Source organism: Humidesulfovibrio idahonensis (assembly GCF_054657715.1).
Window position 1 is genome coordinate 1,935,846 of sequence record NZ_BAAHYE010000003.1, and the last position, 17,478, is coordinate 1,953,323.

General features: G+C 66.2%; 16 protein-coding genes. 10 read left to right on the plus strand and 6 right to left on the minus strand.

The genetic code is table 11. The annotated features are described in order from the left end of the window. Positions 1-197: 197 nt before the first annotated feature. Both ACYQ4W_RS14915 and ACYQ4W_RS14920 read right to left on the minus strand, forming a co-directional pair. A complete protein-coding gene (locus ACYQ4W_RS14915) occupies positions 198-2,684 on the minus strand; it encodes a sigma 54-interacting transcriptional regulator (protein ID WP_459858203.1) in 2,487 nt (828 codons plus the stop codon). Positions 2,685-2,690: 6 nt separating this feature from the next. Then, on the minus strand, positions 2,691-3,371 hold the full coding sequence (locus ACYQ4W_RS14920; RefSeq protein WP_459858206.1) for an HAD family hydrolase: 681 nt from the start codon (positions 3,369-3,371) through the stop codon (positions 2,691-2,693). Positions 3,372-3,534: 163 nt separating this feature from the next. On the opposite strand from ACYQ4W_RS14920, the gene fliJ reads away from it, so the two are divergent. From fliJ to ACYQ4W_RS14945, 5 genes are all read left to right on the plus strand, one after another. After that, entirely contained in the window at positions 3,535-3,975 is a 441-nt protein-coding gene (gene fliJ / locus ACYQ4W_RS14925; protein WP_459858209.1) for a flagellar export protein FliJ, read from the plus strand. Between the two features lie 22 nt (positions 3,976-3,997). After that, a complete protein-coding gene (locus ACYQ4W_RS14930) occupies positions 3,998-4,609 on the plus strand; it encodes a MotE family protein (RefSeq protein WP_459858211.1) in 612 nt (203 codons plus the stop codon). 93 nt (positions 4,610-4,702) lie between these two features. Next, the gene (truA, locus tag ACYQ4W_RS14935; RefSeq protein WP_459858213.1) at positions 4,703-5,599 is read left to right on the plus strand and encodes a tRNA pseudouridine(38-40) synthase TruA; all 897 of its coding nucleotides are present in this window, start codon (positions 4,703-4,705) and stop codon (positions 5,597-5,599) included. Continuing rightward, positions 5,565-6,818: a hypothetical protein gene (locus tag ACYQ4W_RS14940; protein WP_459858215.1), complete on the plus strand. Its 1,254-nt coding sequence runs from the start codon at positions 5,565-5,567 to the stop codon at positions 6,816-6,818. The genes truA and ACYQ4W_RS14940 overlap by 35 nt, the downstream gene beginning before the upstream one ends. A 260-nt stretch (positions 6,819-7,078) precedes the next feature. Continuing rightward, positions 7,079-7,345 (plus strand): RNA-binding regulator, encoded by a 267-nt coding sequence (locus ACYQ4W_RS14945; RefSeq protein ID WP_459858217.1) that lies wholly within the window; start codon positions 7,079-7,081, stop codon positions 7,343-7,345. A gap of 58 nt (positions 7,346-7,403) precedes the next feature. Here ACYQ4W_RS14945 and sugE read toward each other — a convergent pair whose 3' ends face one another. Next, the gene (sugE, locus tag ACYQ4W_RS14950) at positions 7,404-7,721 is read right to left on the minus strand and encodes a quaternary ammonium compound efflux SMR transporter SugE (RefSeq protein ID WP_459858219.1); all 318 of its coding nucleotides are present in this window, start codon (positions 7,719-7,721) and stop codon (positions 7,404-7,406) included. A gap of 225 nt (positions 7,722-7,946) precedes the next feature. Next, complete coding sequence (locus ACYQ4W_RS14955) at positions 7,947-9,254, minus strand: BPL-N domain-containing protein (RefSeq protein ID WP_459858221.1); 1,308 nt, start codon at positions 9,252-9,254, stop codon at positions 7,947-7,949. 177 nt (positions 9,255-9,431) lie between these two features. On the opposite strand from ACYQ4W_RS14955, the gene ACYQ4W_RS14960 reads away from it, so the two are divergent. The 5 genes from ACYQ4W_RS14960 to ACYQ4W_RS14980 all read left to right on the plus strand — a co-directional run bounded on the left by ACYQ4W_RS14960 (position 9,432) and on the right by ACYQ4W_RS14980 (position 16,214). Further along, complete coding sequence (locus tag ACYQ4W_RS14960; protein ID WP_459858570.1) at positions 9,432-12,158, plus strand: valine--tRNA ligase; 2,727 nt, start codon at positions 9,432-9,434, stop codon at positions 12,156-12,158. 5 nt (positions 12,159-12,163) lie between these two features. Beyond that, positions 12,164-12,724: a GNAT family N-acetyltransferase gene (locus ACYQ4W_RS14965; RefSeq protein WP_459858224.1), complete on the plus strand. Its 561-nt coding sequence runs from the start codon at positions 12,164-12,166 to the stop codon at positions 12,722-12,724. After that, the gene (locus tag ACYQ4W_RS14970; protein ID WP_459858227.1) at positions 12,721-13,041 is read left to right on the plus strand and encodes a cupin domain-containing protein; all 321 of its coding nucleotides are present in this window, start codon (positions 12,721-12,723) and stop codon (positions 13,039-13,041) included. The genes ACYQ4W_RS14965 and ACYQ4W_RS14970 overlap by 4 nt, the downstream gene beginning before the upstream one ends. A 12-nt stretch (positions 13,042-13,053) precedes the next feature. After that, positions 13,054-14,559, plus strand: a complete 1,506-nt coding sequence (gene cobA, locus ACYQ4W_RS14975; protein ID WP_459858230.1) for a uroporphyrinogen-III C-methyltransferase — start codon at positions 13,054-13,056, stop codon at positions 14,557-14,559. A 458-nt stretch (positions 14,560-15,017) separates the two neighbouring features. Continuing rightward, positions 15,018-16,214: a PhoH family protein gene (locus ACYQ4W_RS14980; protein ID WP_459858233.1), complete on the plus strand. Its 1,197-nt coding sequence runs from the start codon at positions 15,018-15,020 to the stop codon at positions 16,212-16,214. Between the two features lie 123 nt (positions 16,215-16,337). Here the strand turns inward: ACYQ4W_RS14980 and ACYQ4W_RS14985 are convergent, their stop codons facing one another. Together ACYQ4W_RS14985 and ACYQ4W_RS14990 are read right to left on the minus strand one after the other, a co-directional pair. After that, positions 16,338-16,739, minus strand: a complete 402-nt coding sequence (locus ACYQ4W_RS14985; protein ID WP_459858236.1) for a hypothetical protein — start codon at positions 16,737-16,739, stop codon at positions 16,338-16,340. 193 nt (positions 16,740-16,932) lie between these two features. Then, positions 16,933-17,283: a DVU0772 family protein gene (locus tag ACYQ4W_RS14990; RefSeq protein WP_459858239.1), complete on the minus strand. Its 351-nt coding sequence runs from the start codon at positions 17,281-17,283 to the stop codon at positions 16,933-16,935. Positions 17,284-17,478: the final 195 nt, after the last annotated feature.

The window sequence follows — 17,478 nt, forward strand, 5'->3', positions numbered from 1 at the left end:
GCAATCGCCGTGCCAGCCCTCGCGAGCTTTAATCCTAGAATGCGATTACACCTGAGCGCGTATCATTTCAAGGAAGTAAAGGCTTTTTTCCGTGTCTTGGGCGTGGGCCGAAACATGTGGGGAATGTGTGGCGTATGTCACATGTGTGGCGCCTCGAATGTGTGGCGCCACACTTTGCGCAGGGCGCGGGGGCGGGATCAGGAAAGCTGATGTTTCGCCATGTTGCGGTAGAGGGTGCGGCGGTCCACGCCAAGAACGCGCGCGGCCTTGGCCTTGTTGCCCCCCGCTTGGGCCAGGGCGGCCAGGATGTCCTCCTGCCGCAGCCCGCCGCTTTGCCCCAGGCGCGGCGTCAGCAAGGCCGGCGCGGGCCTGACCTGGCCCTGCCCTTTGCTGAAGCGCAGCAGGTCGGCCGGCAGGTGGGCGGAGGTGATTTCTCCGCCCGGGCACAAGATGCAGGCGTGCTCCAGCGAGTACTTGAGCTCGCGCACGTTGCCCGGCCAGGGGTAGGTCATGAACACCCGCATGACCTCGTCGGAGCATTTGCTGAGGTGCTTGCCGAAGCTGGCCTGGAAATGGGTGATGAAGTGGGCCATGAGCAGCGGAATGTCCTCGGTGCGCTCGCGCAGGGGCGGCAGCTGGATGACCATGACCTTGAGGCGGTAGTAGAGGTCCTCGCGGAAGAGTCCCTGGCGGATCTTGTCCAGCAGGTCCACGTTGGTGGCGGCCAGCACGCGCACGTTGGCCTTGCGCGTGCGCGAGTCGCCCACGCGCTCGAACTCCTTGCGCTCCAGCACGCGCAGAAGGTTCAGCTGAATGCGCGGGGAGATGTCGCCTATTTCGTCGAGGAAGATGGTGCCGCCCTCGGCGGCCTCGAAGCGGCCGATCTTGTCGCGGATGGCTCCGGTGAAGGCCCCGCGCATGTGCCCGAAAAGTTCGCTCTCCAGCAGGTTTTCGGAAAGGGCCGAGCAGTTGACCTTCACCAGGGGGCCTTTGCTGCGTGCGCCGCCAAAGTGCAGGGCCTCGGCCACCAGCTCCTTGCCGGTGCCGCTCTCGCCGGTGATGAGCACCGTGGATTCCACGTCGGAGAGCTGGTCCAGCACGGCGTAAATGTCTTGCATCACCTTGCTTTTGCCCACAATGCCCCGGTGGCTGTGCAGGTCGGTGAGGCGCTTCTCCAGGTCGGCCAGGCGGGTTATGTCGCGGATGACGAGCACCGCGCCCGCGAAGTTGTGCTCGCTGTCGAGCAGGGGCGAGCTGTTGATGACCACCACCTTGCCGGGGGCGTGGGTCTGGCATTCCACGCGGTGCTCCTGCACGGGCCGCCGCGTTTCCAGCGTGGTGCGCAAAACCGTGAAGCAGGCGCGGTTGCACGAGCCGCTGATGCAGGAGATGTCCTTGTCCTGCGAAAGCTCTGAGCCGATGCAGCAGACCTCGCTCAAGGCGCGGTTGGTCTGGATGATGCGCATGTTCGTGTCCACGGTGATGATGGCGTCGGGGATGGAGCGGAACACGGCCTCCAGGCCGGAGCGCAGGCGCTCCTTTTCGGCGTTGATGGCCTGCATGGCCAGCTCGGTCTCCACGCGGTCGTTGATGTTCTGCACCATGGGCAGCAGGTAGAGCGCCTTGCCGGACGAGTCGCGCACGAGCCCGGCGGAAAGGTGCACCCAGACCTCGCGCCCGTCCTTGGTCAGGTAGCGCTTGTCCTGCTCCCAGGAGTCTATCTCGCCGCGCTTCACCCGGTCGTACTGGAACAGGCTTTCGCCGCGTTCGTCCGGGTGGGTTATGGAGTCGAAGGTGATGGTCTTGAGTTCGGCCTCGGTGTAGCCGGTGATGCGGCAGAAGGCCTCGTTGGCGCGCAGAAAGGTGTTGTCCAGGCTGACGATGGACGCGCCGATGGGCGACTGGTCGAAGGTGTGGCGGAACTTCTCCTCGCTTTCCTTCAGGGCGCGCTCGGCCTCCTTGCGGGCGGTGATGTCGATGTTCAGGCCTTCGATGTACTGCAGCTCGCCTGTCGCCGGGTCGCGCACCTCGCGCGCGGTGAGGGAGATCCATTTGGTCGCGCCGTTCTTGCAGATGAACTGCGTTTCGAAGCCGGTGATCTGCCCGGTTTCGCGCAGGACCTTGAAAAGCGTGTCGCGGTCGGAAGGGTCCACGTAGAGCTGGCTGCGCAGGTCGTTGAAGTGGGCGATGAGCTCGGCCGGGGAGTCGAAGCCGAGAATGGAGGCCAGCCCCGGGTTGACCATGAGGTAATGGCCGCTCTGGGTGGACTGGAACACGCCCTCGATGACGTTCTCGAAAAAGCTTTGGTAGCGGGCCTCGGCCTGGCGCAAGAGTGAAAGGTCCGTCAGGGTCAGGATGACGAGCTTCTGCCCTTGCGCGCGCGCCACCGGGCGCGAGGCCAGAAGCACGGGCACGCTTTTGCCGCCTGGGCCGGGCAACCGGCATTCCACGCCGTGTATGCCTTTTGCCAGTTCAATGAGGCTGAACTCCTGCCGGGGAAAGAGCGTGGCCAGGCTGGGCGTTTCGTCCCCGCCGCAGAGCATGACCCGCGCCCGGTCGTTGGCGCAGAGCACCTCTCCGTTTTGCGCGTCGAGCACCAGCACGCCCGCGTTCACGGCGTTCAGCAGGTCGGTGTCGCCGGGCAGGGCGTCCTGATCCGTGCAGCGGGGCGGCGCCTGGCGCATGGGCGGCTAGGCTCCCTTGGCGCTTATGCCGTCCAGCAGACCCAAAAGCTCGCCGGGCTGGCTGATGATGTGCCGCGCGCCGTTGGCGGAAAGCTCGGCTTCGTCGCGGAAGCCCCACAACACGCCGACGGGCAGCATGCCCGCGCCGCGCGCGGTCTTCATGTCCGTGGCCGAGTCGCCCACGAAGACGACGGAGCCGGGCGCGAGGCCAAGCTCCGCGGCCAGGGCCAGGGCGCCGGCCGGGTGCGGCTTGTTCGGCACTTCTGGCCGCGCCCCGCGCACGATGGTGAAGGGGCCGCCGGGAAAGAACGCCTCGATGGTCAGGTCGGTGTAGGGCTGGGGCTTGTTGGAAAGCACGCACACGGGCAGCCCGCGCTGGTGCAGGGCGTCCAGCAGCTCCTTGATGCCGGGGTAGGGCAGGGTCTTGTCCTTCCAGCGGCGCTTGTATTCCGTCACGACGGTTTTCGTCGCGGTCTCAAGGGTCTGCGGGTCGCGGCGGTCCTCCGGCAGCATGCGGCGCACCAGTTCCTCCATGCCCAGGCCCACGAAGAAACGGTAGGCGTCTTGCGGGTGCTGGGGCAGCCCCAGGGCGGCCAGCGCCGCGTTGCCGGAGTCGGCCAGGTCCGCCAGGGTGTTCAGCAGGGTGCCGTCCAGGTCGAAGATGATTGCGCGTGCGGGGGGCGTCATGGGTGTCCTTGGTTCGCGGCCAGGCCGGAAGAGGGTGCTCTGTTGGCCTTGCGTGTACACCGGCGGCCGTTTGCGCGCAAGCGGGCGGGGCTGCTTGCGCCGCTTCGCCGGACGCGCCGGGGCGGGCCCTTGCCGCCGTGGGGCTATCGTGGCATGACGGGCCATGGGCAAGCCTTTTGTGTTCCGACTGGAAAAAGTGCTGGAGTACCGCCGGCAGCTGGAGGAGCAGGCGCGCCTAGCGCTGGCCCAGGCCCAGGCCCGGCACGACTCGCAGCAGCAGATCATCGTGGACATAAGCACGCGTCTGGCCGCCCACAACGAGCGGGGCTTCGGCTCCCACGCCACCCAGTCGGACATTTGGCTCTGGACCCAGTACCGCGAGGCCCTGGAAAAGGACCTTGTCAGCGCCAGGGCCGAGCTGGAAAGGCTGGCCTCGATTTTGCAAACATGCCGCCAGGAGGCCGTGCTCCGTTCCAGGGAAAAGAAGCTCCTGGAAAAACTGAAGGACCGGCAGGCCAAAAAACACCATGTTCAAGAGAACCAAAGAGAGCAAAAAGAGTTCGACGAAATGGCAACGATTCGCCATAAATCCCAAGATCGTTAGCGTCCTTGCGGCGTTGGCGGTTGTGGCCGCACTCAAGCTCACCGTGCTTGGCGCTTTGGGAATCAACCTCTGGGAGCAGCTCAAGGGCGACGATATTTTGCCACTGTCCAAGGCGCTTGCCGCGCAGACCGGCAAGGCGGAAAAGCAGCCCGCCCCGCCCGACGTGGCCCCCGCGGCCGACGCCTCCGCCTCCGCCGGGGAAGGGGACATGCTGGCCGAGAACGCCATTCCGCAGACCCGCGTGAACGAGAGCCAGACCGCCAAGGACGCCAACCGCCGCGAGGCCGAGCTGGCCGCCAAGGAGCGCGCCCTGACGGCCATGGAGAAGAGCGTCGACGACAAGCTGGCCGAGCTCAAGCGCGTCGAGGCCTCCATCAAGAAGCTGCTCGACCAGGCCGACGTGCTGAAGGACGAGCGCATCAAGCGCCAGGTGGCCACCTACCAGGCCATGAAGCCCAAGCAGGCCGCGGAGGTGCTCTCGAACATGGACCAGGAGCTCGCCGTCAAGATTCTGACCGGCATGAAGCCCAAGGTCGCGGGCGAGATAATGACCTACGTGAAGACCGACAAGGCCGCCAAGCTCACCGAGGCCATGACCAAGGTGCAGGCGCCCATGCAGGGCCCCGGCCAGTAGCCCGCAAGCAACGCGCGATTTCGACAGCCCCGCTTGGACCGTCCGCCGGGAAACCCCGTGGACGCCCGGGCGGGGCTGTGCTAGTTGCCGCCCATGACGCGCATCAAGCTCATCATCGCCTACGACGGCACCGATTTTTCGGGCTGGCAGCACCAGGCCAACGCGAGGTCGGTGCAGTGCGTGGTGGAGGCGGCCGTGGCCAAGATCGTGGGCGAGCGCAGGCCCGTGCAGGGCGCGGGCCGCACCGATTCCGGCGTGCACGCCCTGGGCCAGTGCGCCCATGTGGACCTCCCCGAGCCACTGGCCAGCCGCGTGCCCTGGCGCATCGCCCTCAACAGCAACCTGCCCCTGGACGTGCGCGTGGTGGAGGCGTCCATCACCCATCCCCGCTTCCACGCCCAGTTCGACGCTGTTTCCAAAATCTACGCCTATACCCTGTGGCACGACCGCGGCTACGTGGACCCCATGCGCCGCCGCTTCGTGTGGGACGTGCCCCCGCTGGACGAGGCCGCCATGGACGCGGCCGCCGCCGTGCTGGTGGGCCGCCACGACTTCAACAGCTTCCGCAACCTGGGCACGAAGCTCGGCGCGCGCGGCACGGTGCGCAACCTCATGGCCCTGTGGCGCGAGCCCGGCTCCTGCCCGGCGGAGACCGTATGGCGCGCCCGGGCCGACGGCTTCCTGAAGCAGATGGTGCGCAACCTCGTGGGCTGCCTGGTGGCCGTGGGCAAGGGTAAAGCAACGCCCGAGGACGTCCGATTGATCCTTGAGCGCTGCGACCGCAACCACAGCCTGCCCACCGCCCCGGCCCACGGCCTGTGCATGGAGCGGGTGTTCTACCCCGGCGATGCCGACGAGTCCGGCCGGATGGATGCGCCAGAGGCGGACGCCGGCGCGGTCGAGACCGGCGCGGCCAATACAGTTGCGGGCGAGACGGGCCAGGAGGGCGCGGCCCATGACGATTGCCACCGGGAGCGTGAGCTCCCCTAGCCTGAACATCGAAAATACGGTCGACGCCGGCGCGCCATCCGTCTTCCTGCCTGCGCCCAAAACCCTGGCCGCCGCCAACGCCGAGCTGCAAAACTCCCTGCCCGAGGCCACGCCCTCCGGCCTGAACGGCCTTGTTTTCTCCACCCTGGCCGCGACCTTCAAACGCCTGGACGAGCGCCTCGCCGCCGTGTCCTGGCCGGATTCCGCGTCGACAGCAGCTTCCGGCAACGCTTTGGCCAACACCGCGCAAGGCTCCGGCTCCGGAACCTCCGCCAGCGCCGGCGCCGCCGGCCTGACCGGCACGCAATCCGAAGACGCGGCCATTGCCGATGTGGGCGGCGTCGATCCAGAGGCCCTGACCACCCTGGCTCCCGGCTCCTACACCTTGGGCTATGCGGCCGCCGCGTCCGGCAGCGGCGCGGAGCAGGCCGTTATCCGCGTGTACGGTGGCGATACCTGGCAGGACGTGCTGCAACGCCTCTCCCGCGTTTTGGGGTCGGCCAGCGTCGGCATGCTCTCGCGTCTGGTTCCGGTGAACCGCAACGCCCTCAGCCTGCCGCAGCATGAAACAGGGCAGAGCGCCGCCGCGGCAAGCGGGACGGGCCAGGCCGACGCGGCCCTGGGCGAGGCCGCGCCCATGCGCGTCGCCGCCCCGGTGGCCCGGCTGGCGGACGCCCTGGGCGACGTGCTGGCCTCGTACAACGAGGTGGGCGGCCTGCTGGCGGCCAACGTCCAGGCCCCCAGGGAGCAGGCGTCCAAGACCCAAACGGCCGACGAACAAACGGCCCACGCGGCCGCAGCGGCGGACTGGACCGGGCTGGCCGCTGCGCGCGCGCCTGCGCTGGCCTCCGTGGGCGTGCTGCGCGCGGGCACGTCCCTGTGGCTGTCCGAGGAGTCCTTCCTCACCGCATACTGGTCCGACCCGGCCGCGACGCGGGCCACGCTCGCGGGCCCGGAAGGTCTTTTGACCGCCCTGCAAAACCGTGCGGACGAGGCTCTGGGCGCGGGCGGCTCGGCGCTGGCCGGAGTTGCCTCCGCAGCCTCGCCAACGCAGAACGCCGCAGGGCCGGACATGCTGGCCGCGCCCATGGCCCCAAAAACAGAGGCCCAGGTGGAGCGGGGCGGGCAGGTGCTCGACACCTATGATGACGCTGACAACTTTTCGTTGGATGCACTGGGTGTTGGAGGGGCCGGGGCGCTGCTGCGCCGCCAGGGCTGAACCGCCTGAAATCGTTGATGCTCTAGGCTCTGATGGCTGTCTGCGGCACGGCGTTCCGGCTGCGCCATACACCCTGCCCGAATTTTTCTTGCAACACCGCACGATTTAGGGCTTTTCCCTCTTGCTGTTTTTGTTTCACTGGGATACTGCGGCAAATAGGTCAAGGCAAGCTTGGAGCGTCTAAACTCGGCTTTGGGTGAGTCGTGCGCGGGCGAAACAAGGCGGGTATTCCGTGTATTTCACTTATGGAGTAGGAAGCGATGAAGTCCATTTACGTCGGCAATTTGCCTTTCAGCGCCAAGGAAGACGAGATTCGTGATCTGTTCGCCTCGTACGGCGAGGTGCAGATGGTCAAGTTCGTGATGGATCGCGAAACCGGCCGCTTCCGTGGCTTCGGCTTCGTGGAGATGGAGGACGCTGGCGCCGTGAAGGCCATCGAGGCCCTCGACGGCAAAGACTTCGGCGGCCGCACCCTGCGCGTCAACGAAGCCAAGGAGCGTGCTCCCCGCCCGCCCCGCCGCTACTAGAAAGTAAGCACATTCAGCAAGGCCCCGCTTCCGAGATGGATGCGGGGCCTTCGTTTTTTCAGGCGTGCAGCAGCTTCAAGCCCGCAATGCCCGCGGCGATGAGCCCGATGCAGCCCACGCGCAGCGCGCCGGCGGGCTCGCCCAGCACCAGCATGCCGAAGATGGCCGCGCCCAAAGTGCCTATGCCCGTCCACACGGCGTAGGCCGTGCCGATGGGCAGGTCGCGCACGGCCAGGCCCAGCAGGCCCACGCTGGCCAGCATGGACACGGCGACGAAAACAGAGGGCGCGGGCCGCGTGAAGCCCTGCGTGTACTTGAGGCCCACGGCCCAGGCGACCTCGAAGAGTCCGGCGATGGCCAGATAGATCCATGACATGATGGGTGAGTCCTTTGAGGCTGGCGGGGTCGTCCCCGTGGAAGAAAGGCGGCGTCGGGTCGTCCCGCCGGGCCGGAGATGTGTGGAGAGAGGGGGCTAGTTGAGGCGCGGCTGGTTGTCAACGTGGGCGTCAACGCAGGCGTCAAAGTGGGCGTCAACGCGGGCGTCAAAGTGGGCGTCAACGCGGGAGCAGCGAGGAACCCACCCCAGGTGCCAGCGCGGGCGTCAGCCCCACAGCCTGGCGCACAGCTCCTCCAATATCCCCAGCATCTGCCCGCACACGCCGCCGGCCGCGGGCGGCGGGCCGAAGAGCGCGGTGCGCATCTCGCGCAGATTTTTCGTGAACACATCGTCCGCGCCGTCGACCCCCGGGGTTTGGCGCACGGTCATGTCCAGGCGCTCCGCCAGCAGCAGGCCGGAGAGTCCCTGGCAGAACAGCCGCGCCAGCCCGGCGAACTCGTCGGCCTGGGTGCGCCAGTAGGCCAGGGCTTTTGGCGTGGGCCGCTGGGCCAGGGCCTCGCAGATGAGCGCGTACACGCTGTTGATGCCGGGGCCGGGCACGCCGCGCCGCCAGCCCAGCAGCCACGGGTTGCGCCAGAACAGCAGCAGGTGGTCCTGCCCCAGGCCGATGGCTTCCTCAAGGGCGGCCTTGGCCGCGCGCAGGGCCGGGTCGTCCCAGAGCACTTCGTCCGCGCCCACGCGCCAGGGCGGGGTCTGGGCCGTGTCCTCCGGGCAGTGCGCCCCGGCCAGCCCGCGCAGCAGGTGCGCCAGCCAGCGGTTGGCCTCCGGCGAATCCGGCGTCTCCAGGTGCGGGTAGGACAGGACATAGCGGCCCTGGCCGTAGCGGCCGGAGATGACCGCCGGGCGGTTGGTGAGGAAGTCCGGCCGCACTTGCAGGCCGTAGAGGTTCTCCCAGTCGCAGAGCGCCTCCTCGGGGAAGCGCGAGAGGTTCAGGTCGGCCACCCAGAAGTCCGGGCCCAGGCCGGCGTAGCGCGCCAGCACGCAGACGCCGTCGCCGGTGTCTTCGCCGGGCTTGGCGCCGGGCTTGGCGGCGGGCGGCGCAAACTGCGCGGGCCACCACACCTGGGCCAGCAGTTCAGCGGATTCTGGCAGGGTCAGGGCGTCGCGCCCGCCCGTGGCCAGGCGCACGTCGCCGGAGAGGAAATGTTGCAGGCGTCCGGCAAAGCCCATGCGGCCCCAGGGGCACAGGCCAAGGGATTCGCCGGGGCGCGGACTGGTGAGGCCAAGACCCGCGCCGCCGCAAAACCCCAGGTAATTGCCGCCGGCGGCCACAAATTCGCGGATGGCCGCAAGCCCGGCCTCGCCGAGCCGCAGCGCCCGGCCCCGCGCCCAGCCGCCAGGGGCGATGAGCAGCGCGGGGGGCACCCCCCGGCCGGACTTGCCAGACAGCGCGCCCTCGGCTATGTCATGGGCGCGTAAAATCCCGTGGGGCACGTTCAGCGCGCGCAAAAAGCGCAGCACCAAGAGCCCCCACAGGTGCGAGTCATCCCATACGACGAATACGCGCGTCACATTGGCCCCCAAGGTTTTTCGGGCACCCTATCCGCGCCCGCGCCCCCTGGCAAGGGCTGCGGCGGAGCGCGCACCCGGCGTTTGAAGCCGGGTGCGCCAGGATCCGAAAGACCGCCCATGGCCGCCCACGCGCACGAAGGAGAGACGATGTCCGAGAATTCCGAGAACCAGCCGACCATGCAGGAGGCCGCGCTGCCCAAGGGCTACGAGCCCGCAGACGTGGAGGCCCGCTGGGGCAGGCACTGGGAGGAGAACAAGACCTTCACGCCCGATCCCCAGGACGTGCTTTCCGGCAAGAAGGAGCCGTTCTCCATCGTCATTCCGCCGCCCAACGTCACGGGCGCGCTGCACATGGGCCACGCCCTGGACCTGACCGTGCAGGACATCCTGTGCCGCTTCATGCGCCAGCAGGGCAAAAGCGTCTTGTGGGTGCCCGGCACCGACCACGCGGGCATTGCCACGCAGAACGTGGTGGAGCGCCAGCTGAAGAAAGAAGGCAAGAAGCGCGACGACCTGGGCCGCGAGAAATTCATCGAGCGCGTGTGGGACTGGAAAAAGGAGTACGGCGACCGCATCCTGAACCAGATCCGCAGCCTGGGCGCCAGCGTGGACTGGGACAGCCTGCGCTTCACCATGGACGAGGGCTTGTCCAAGGCCGTGCGCGAGGTCTTTGTGCGCCTGTACCACGAAGACCTCATCTACAAGGGCAACTACATCGTCAACTGGTGCAACCGCTGCCACACGGCCCTGGCCGACGACGAGGTGGAGCACGCGCCCAAGAAGGGCAAGCTCTACCGCATCCGCTACAAGCTGGCCGGCGGCCCCCTTCCTGACGGGACGACCGAGCTGATCGTCGCCACCACCCGGCCGGAGACGCTTCTGGGCGACGTGGCCGTGGCCGTGCACCCGGAGGACGAGCGCTACACGCATGCCGTGGGCAAAAAGGTCATTCTCCCGCTGGTCGGCAAAGAGATCCCGGTCATCGCCGACGCCTACGTGGACATGGCCTTCGGCACCGGAGCCCTCAAGATCACCCCGGCCCACGACATGAACGACTGGGCCCTTGCGCGCACGCACAAGCTTGAGGTCATCACGGTCATCGACGACAAGGGCTTCATGAACGAGAACGCGCCGGCCGCCTACCAGGGCATGGCCAGCGCCGCCTGCCGCGAGCAGATCGTGGCCGACCTGGACGCCGCGGGCCTGCTGGTGGACATTGCCGACCACGACCACAGCGTGGGCGAGTGCTACCGCTGCAAGTCCGTCATCGAGCCCCACGTCAGCGAGCAGTGGTTCGTGAAGGTGGGCCCTCTGGCCAAGGCCGCGCGCGAGGCCGTGCCCGGACAGACGCAGATTTTCCCTCCCAACTGGGAGAAGACGTACTTCGAGTGGCTGGACAACATCCGCGACTGGTGCATCTCCCGTCAGATCTGGTGGGGGCACCGCATTCCCGCCTGGACCTGCGAGTCCTGCGGCGAAATGCTCGTGCAGACCGAGGACCCGGCCGACCTGGCGCACGGCTGCCCCAAGTGCGGCGGCGCGCTGAAGCAGGAGGACGACGTGCTGGACACCTGGTTCAGCTCGGCCCTGTGGCCGTTCTCCACCATGGGCTGGCCCGACACGGCTCCTGACGGCGGCCCCGGCGCCAAGCTCAAGGCCTATTATCCCACCAGCGTGCTGGTCACCGGCTTCGACATTTTGTTCTTCTGGGTGGCCCGCATGATGATGATGGGCATCCACTTCATGGGCGAGGTGCCCTTCAAGCACGTGTATCTGCATGCCCTTGTGCGCGACGAGCAGGGCAAGAAGATGAGCAAGTCCACGGGCAACGTCATCGACCCCCTGGCCATGACCGCCAAGTACGGCACCGACGCCATGCGCTTCACCCTGGCCTCCTTCGCCGCCATGGGCCGCGACATCAAGCTCAGCGAAAAGCGCATCGAGGGCTACCGCCACTTCGTGAACAAGATTTGGAACTCCGCGCGCTTCGCCCTCATGAATCTGCCGGGCGAGCCCAAGGCGACCCTTGAGGAGGCTCTGGAGAACGCACCGCTGGCCAACCGCTGGATTCTGCACCGGCTGGAGGAAGTGAAGGACGAGGTGGAGAGCGCCGCCTTCGAATACCGCTTCAACGACATCGCCCAGGCCCAGTACAAGTTCATTTGGAACGAGTTTTGCGACTGGTTTGTGGAGATGGCCAAGGGCGACCTGTACGGCGAGGACGAGAAGGCCAAGGACGCCACGCGCCGCGTGCTGCTCACCGTGCTTTCCGAGACCATGGTGCTGCTGCACCCGGTCATGCCCTTTGTGACCCAGGAGATTTGGAGCGTGCTGCCCGGCATCGCCGACGCCGAGCTGGCGCTGCGGCCCTTCCCCGCGCGCAGGCCCCAGTGCAAAAACGAAGACGCCGCACGCGGCATGGCCTTCTTCCAGGGCGTGGTGGGCGCGGTGCGCACCATCCGCACCGAGCTGTGCATCGACCCGGCCAAGAAGCTGCCACTCATCATCGACACCACGGACGGCTACCCCGGCGCCCAGGCCGTGCTGACCGAAAACGTGCACCTCATCCAGTCCCTGGCCCGCATCGAAACGGCGGACATCGGCCCCGGCAAGACCGGCCCCCGCGCCAGCGGCACGGCTGTGGTCGAGGGCGCGCGCATCTTCGTGCCGCTCAAGGGCATTGTGGACTTCGGGGCCGAGGTGGCCCGGCTCGACAAGGAGCTGGGCAAGCTGGACAAGCAGCTGACGGCGCTGAACGCCAAGCTCGCCGCGCCCGGGTTCGCCAACCACGCCCCGGCGGACATCGTGGCCGCGGAGCGCGAGAAGCTGGCGGGCCTGGAGGACGCCAAGGCCAAGTTGTCCGAATTGCAGGAGCGCCTGAAGAGCGCTCTGGCCGAGGGCTAGCCCAAATGCCGGACGTGGTCCTGCGCCCCTGCGCCAAGGCCGACGAGCCGCGCATGGCGGACATCGTCAACGACGCGGCGCAAGCCTACAAGGGCGTCATTCCGGCGGACCGCTACCACGAGCCGTACATGCCCCTTGCGGAGTTGCGCGGCGAAATCGCCGCGGGCGTGCGCTTTTGGGGCGCGGACGTGGCCGGGGAGCTTGTGGGCGTCATGGGCATTCAGGACGTGGACAACGATAATCCGCAGGGCATAGGCCACGTGACCCTGGTGCGCCACGCCTACGTGGCCACCGCGCAGCGTGGCAAGGGCCTGGGCGGCAGGCTGCTGGCGCATCTCATGGGCATGGTGACGCGCCCGGTGCTCATAGGCACCTGGGCCGCTTCCTACTGGGCGCTGGGCTTCTACCAAAAGCACGGCTTCGTCTTGACCTCGCAGGCGGAAAAGGAAACACTCCTGCGGATCTATTGGGACATTCCGGCGCGGCAGGTGGAGACCAGCGTGGTCTTGGCCAATGCGGACGCCCTGCGGCTCATCCGCCCTGCGGCCCAAGGGGAACAGGCATGAAGAAGATAAGCGCCGCCGAGGAATTTCAGCGCATCGACGCCTTTTGGAGCCCGCGCCAGGTGGGCGAGCTGAACGGCCAGTTGGTGAAGTTCGTGCGTCTCAAAGGCCGGTTCGAGTGGCACAAGCATATGGACGAGGACGAGATGTTCTGGGTCATGGAAGGGCGGCTCACCATCCGCCTGCGCGACCGCGACATCATCCTCGGCCCCAACGAGTTTTTCATCATCCCGCGCGGGGTGGAGCACATGCCCGTCTGTGAAGACGAGTGCCGCGTCATGCTCTTTGAACCCGCCGCGACCAAACAATACGGCGACTAGCCCGGAGCGACCATGTCCACAGTCTACCTCATCGGCGCGGGCCCCGGCGATCCCGGCCTGCTCACCATCCGGGCCAAGGAGCTCATCGAGACCTGCGACGTGGTGGTCTACGACTACCTGGCCAACAAGGAATTCCTCAAATACGCCAGGAAGGACGCCGAGATCATCTACGTGGGCAAAAAGGGCGGCGACCACACCCTGCCCCAGGACCAGATCAACCAGCTCATCATCGGCAAGGCCAAGTCCGGCAAGAGCGTGGCGCGCCTCAAGGGCGGCGATCCGTACGTGTTCGGCCGCGGCGGCGAGGAAGCCGAAGAGCTGGTGGCCGAGGGCATCGCCTTCGAGGTCGTGCCCGGCGTCACCGCCGGCGTGGCCGCCCCGGCTTACGCGGGCATCCCGGTCACCCACCGCGACTTCACCACCTCGGTGTGCTTCATCACCGGCCACGAGGACCCGACCAAGGAAGAGAGCGGGCATAACTGGGAAGTCTACGCCAAGAGCAACAGCACCCTCGTATTCTACATGGGCGTCAAGAACCTGCCCATGATCGCCGGCAACCTGATGCAGAACGGCCGCCACAAGGACACCCCCGTGGCCCTGGTGCGCTGGGGCACGCGCTGCAACCAGCAGTCCATGGTCAGCACCCTGGAGCACGTGGCCGAGGAAGCCGAGAAGCGCAAGTTCGCCGCGCCCAGCATCATCATCGTGGGCGGCGTGTGCGGTTTGCACGACAAGCTGGCCTGGTTCGAGAAAAAGCCGCTGCTCGGCAAGGGCGTCGTGGTCACCCGCGCGCGCGAGCAAGCCAGCGACCTGGCCGACGTGCTGAAGGACATGGGCGCCTGCGTCTTTGAATTTCCCACCATCACGGTGCAGCCCCTGGACGACTACGAGGAAGTGGAGAAGGCCATCCTCGGCATCAGCGCCGTGGACTGGCTCGTGTTCACCTCTGTCAATGGCGTGAAGCACTTCTGGACCCAGCTCGGCGAGATCGGCCTCGACACCCGCGCCCTCGGCGGCATCAACGTGGCCGCCATCGGGCCCGCCACGGCCGATGAGCTGAAGCTGCGCGGCGTGACGCCCGACTTCGTGCCGCCCAAGTACGTGGCCGAGGAAGTTGTGGCCGGTCTGCTCAAGCTCGGCATTGCGGGCAAGAACGTGCTCATTCCCCGGGCCAAGGTCGCCCGCGAGGTGCTGCCCGAACAGCTCGCCGCGGCCGGGGCGCATGTGCGCGTGCTGCCGGTGTATGAGACCAGGCTCACCCAGGAGGACCCGGCGGAGATCGTCGCCGCCCTGGAGAAAGGCAAGATCCAGGCCATCACCTTCACCAGCTCCAGCACCGTGGAGAACTTCTTCACCCTGCTCGCGCCCGATACCTTGAAAAAATATCCGGACGTGAAGATCGCCTGCATCGGCCCGGTGACCGCCAAGACGCTGTCGCGCTTTGGCTTCACCCCGCACATCCAGCCCGAGGACTACACCATCCCCGGTCTGGCCAAGGCCCTGGGCGAAGGGCTGTAAGAGAAGAAGAGCCTCCGGCGGCTGGGGGGAATGATTCCCCCCAGACCCCCTCATGTCACGCCAAAGGGCTGGGCTGAACGTTCGTTCGGTCCAGCCCTTTGGCGTTTGCGGCGCGAGACGCTTTAGGACGAGATCTGTGCGCGATATGGGAGCGGCGTGCGGAGGTTGCGGAAAAGGAAGGGCGGCCAGGTTGTTCTTCGCACCGGCAATTCAGGATAGGGAGGCGCGGGGGATGGGGCGGTCCTTGGTTCCCTGAGCTCCGTCACCGCATCGTCACCATTTCGGCGCGTTTTTGCGCTGGATTTCCTTGCACCGAATGTTTAGAGAATTTTTAAAGACCAAGGGCCAAAGGCCGCAAAAGGGGGTGGGTGCGAAAGGCAACCAAAATACATAGCACGACAACAGGGGACCCTGCCGGCCCGCTCCAGGGGCCGAAACCAAAAGCCCAAGGGATCCTAATGGCATCGAAAAACTTCGTGCTCGACACCAACGTGCTCATTGAGAATCCGAAGTGCATCCAGGCGCTCCGAAACGGCCAGGACAACAACATCCACATTCCGTACACCGTGCTGACGGAGCTGGACAAACTCAAGCGCGACCCCCGTCTGGGGCATGTGGTGGCCCAGGCCGTCACCACCATCCTCTCCGATCCCGACGTGCATATATTCTCGCCCGGCGGCAGCGCCCTGCCCCTGGCCACGGACGAATCGCCCGACGACCGCATCCTGCGCGAGATAAGCCACCACCCCTTAAGCGAGCCCATCCTCGTCACCAACGACCGCATTTTGCAGCTCAAGGCGCGGGTCTCCGGCATTCCCTGCGAGGGCTACCGCGATTCCGTGCCCTTCCAGAGCGAGTCGCAAATCTACACGGGCTTTGTGGAAGAGGACGAAGAGCCCGTGCCCAACTCCTTCCGCTGGGAGGCCGGCACTCCGGTGTTCCACGGACCGGACGGTCCCAAGCCCATCGGCTACACCCACGAGATCTGGGGACTCAAGCCGCGCACGGTGTACCAGAACCTGGCCCTGGAGCTCATGCTCGACCCGCGCATCGATCTGGTTTCGGTGCAGTCCGAGGCCGGCTACGGCAAGACCTTTCTGGCCCTGGCCGTGGCGCTCTACCTCACCCTGGAGCGCAAGGACAACCCCTTCAAGCGCATCTATCTGGTCAAACCGGTGGTGGAGATTGGCGCCAAGATGGGCTTTTTGCCCGGCGACGTTGAGGAAAAGATGGGTCCCTACGTGCGCTACATCACCGACCTGCTGCTGAAGCTGCACGAGCTGCGGCCCGCCAACCGCATCTTCCAGGACCCGCAGTCCGACGTGCTGCGCCTGAATCCCAAGCGCTTCATCATCCAGCCCATCGCCTACATCCGGGGCATGAACCTGGAGAACTGCGTGGTCATCGTGGACGAGATGCAGAACCTCTCGCGCGGGGAAACGCGCGCCCTGCTCACGCGCATGGGCGAAGGCGTCAAGTGCATCTGCCTGGGCGACACGCGCCAGGTGGACAACCCCTATTTGAACGAGAGCAACAACGGCCTCAACTGGACGGTCAAGAAGCTGAAGGGATTCAAGAACTACGCGCATATGGTGCTCAAGGGCGAAAAGAGCCGCGGCCCCATCACCGACATTGTGCTGAAGTCCAAGCTCTGATCCGAAAGCAGCGGCTCGACCGCGTTGCCGCAGGGCATGAAAAAGCTCCCTTGAACCGCTGTTCGAGGGAGCTTTCGCGTGGCGCGCGGCGCCGGAGCTGGGGGTGCGGCCGCGCCCGGAACGCTACTTGGTGATGGTGACGGTGATGCGCTTGAACACATCCGGCCGGTAGCCGGGCTCCTCTTTGCGGATCTTGATGACGATGTCGCTTTCGCCCTCGGCCAGGGTGGTGAAGGCGTAGCGGATGCGCTTGCTGCCGTCGTAGGGCTCGATGTTGTCGAGGCGCAGCAGGGCGGGGTCGAAGGACGTGCCCGCAAACACATAGCCGCTGGCGTGCGGGTCGCGCATGTCGAGGGTCAGCCTTTTGCCCACGGGCAGGTCCGTGGCGTGCTTCTGCTCGCCGTCGAGCTTCAGGTCCACGTCCGCGGGCCCGCCGAGCATGCGGGGCATGTAGCTGCAGGCGGAAAACAGCGCCAAGAAGGCGAGGCACAACAAAGCGCGGCTGAGGCGAAAAACTGTGCGCATGGGCGGCTCCGGCGAACGTTGGTTTGGCCAAGAACGATTCTTGGACAAGGTCACAGGCGGTGTATCCTGCCGCTTGCGGCCTTGCAAGCGTTGCCGCGCATGCAAAAAAAGGGGGCCGGTTGCCCGGCCCCGTCTGGCGAGTGGAGCGAGAGGAGTGGTAAGAGCGGAGAAGGGAGGAGGAGAACGGATTCGCTTAGTTTTGCGGGTGCAGTTGGGTTTCAAGCCAGCTGCGCACCTCATTGTTGGGCGGGTACACGCCCTTGAGGTTGCCCACTGATTCCAGAAATTTGCGCCCCAGGTCCTCGGGCAGCTCCAGTTCGGCAAGCTCGCGCGCTTCCTCGGAGTTGCGGCTGACCAGAATGGCCCTTGGCGCCTTGTCCCAGGTGTAGACCACGAAATAGTTGCTGTAGTCCGACTTGGACCGCACGGGTTGCCTGTCCGCCCGCCAGGAGTTGTTGCCCCACTCCAGGTACAGGGTCACGGCGTCCCAAGGCGTCATGGTCCAATCGATCTCGAGATTGCGGTAGTTTTGCAGGCTGCCCATGTGATCCTCCTTGCGTGTGATTAAAGTAGTAATCTTTCCTAAGAAGATGTCAACCACTTTGGTCGAATTTTTTTTCGTGCGTGCATCCTGTACGTGTTGTGGTAAATAACCGTCCGGGTTTGACGCTTTCTTAGGCATATGCCAGAAAAGGGGATCCCCCGGGGGGAATGCCCAGGCGGGGAATATCCAAGCGAG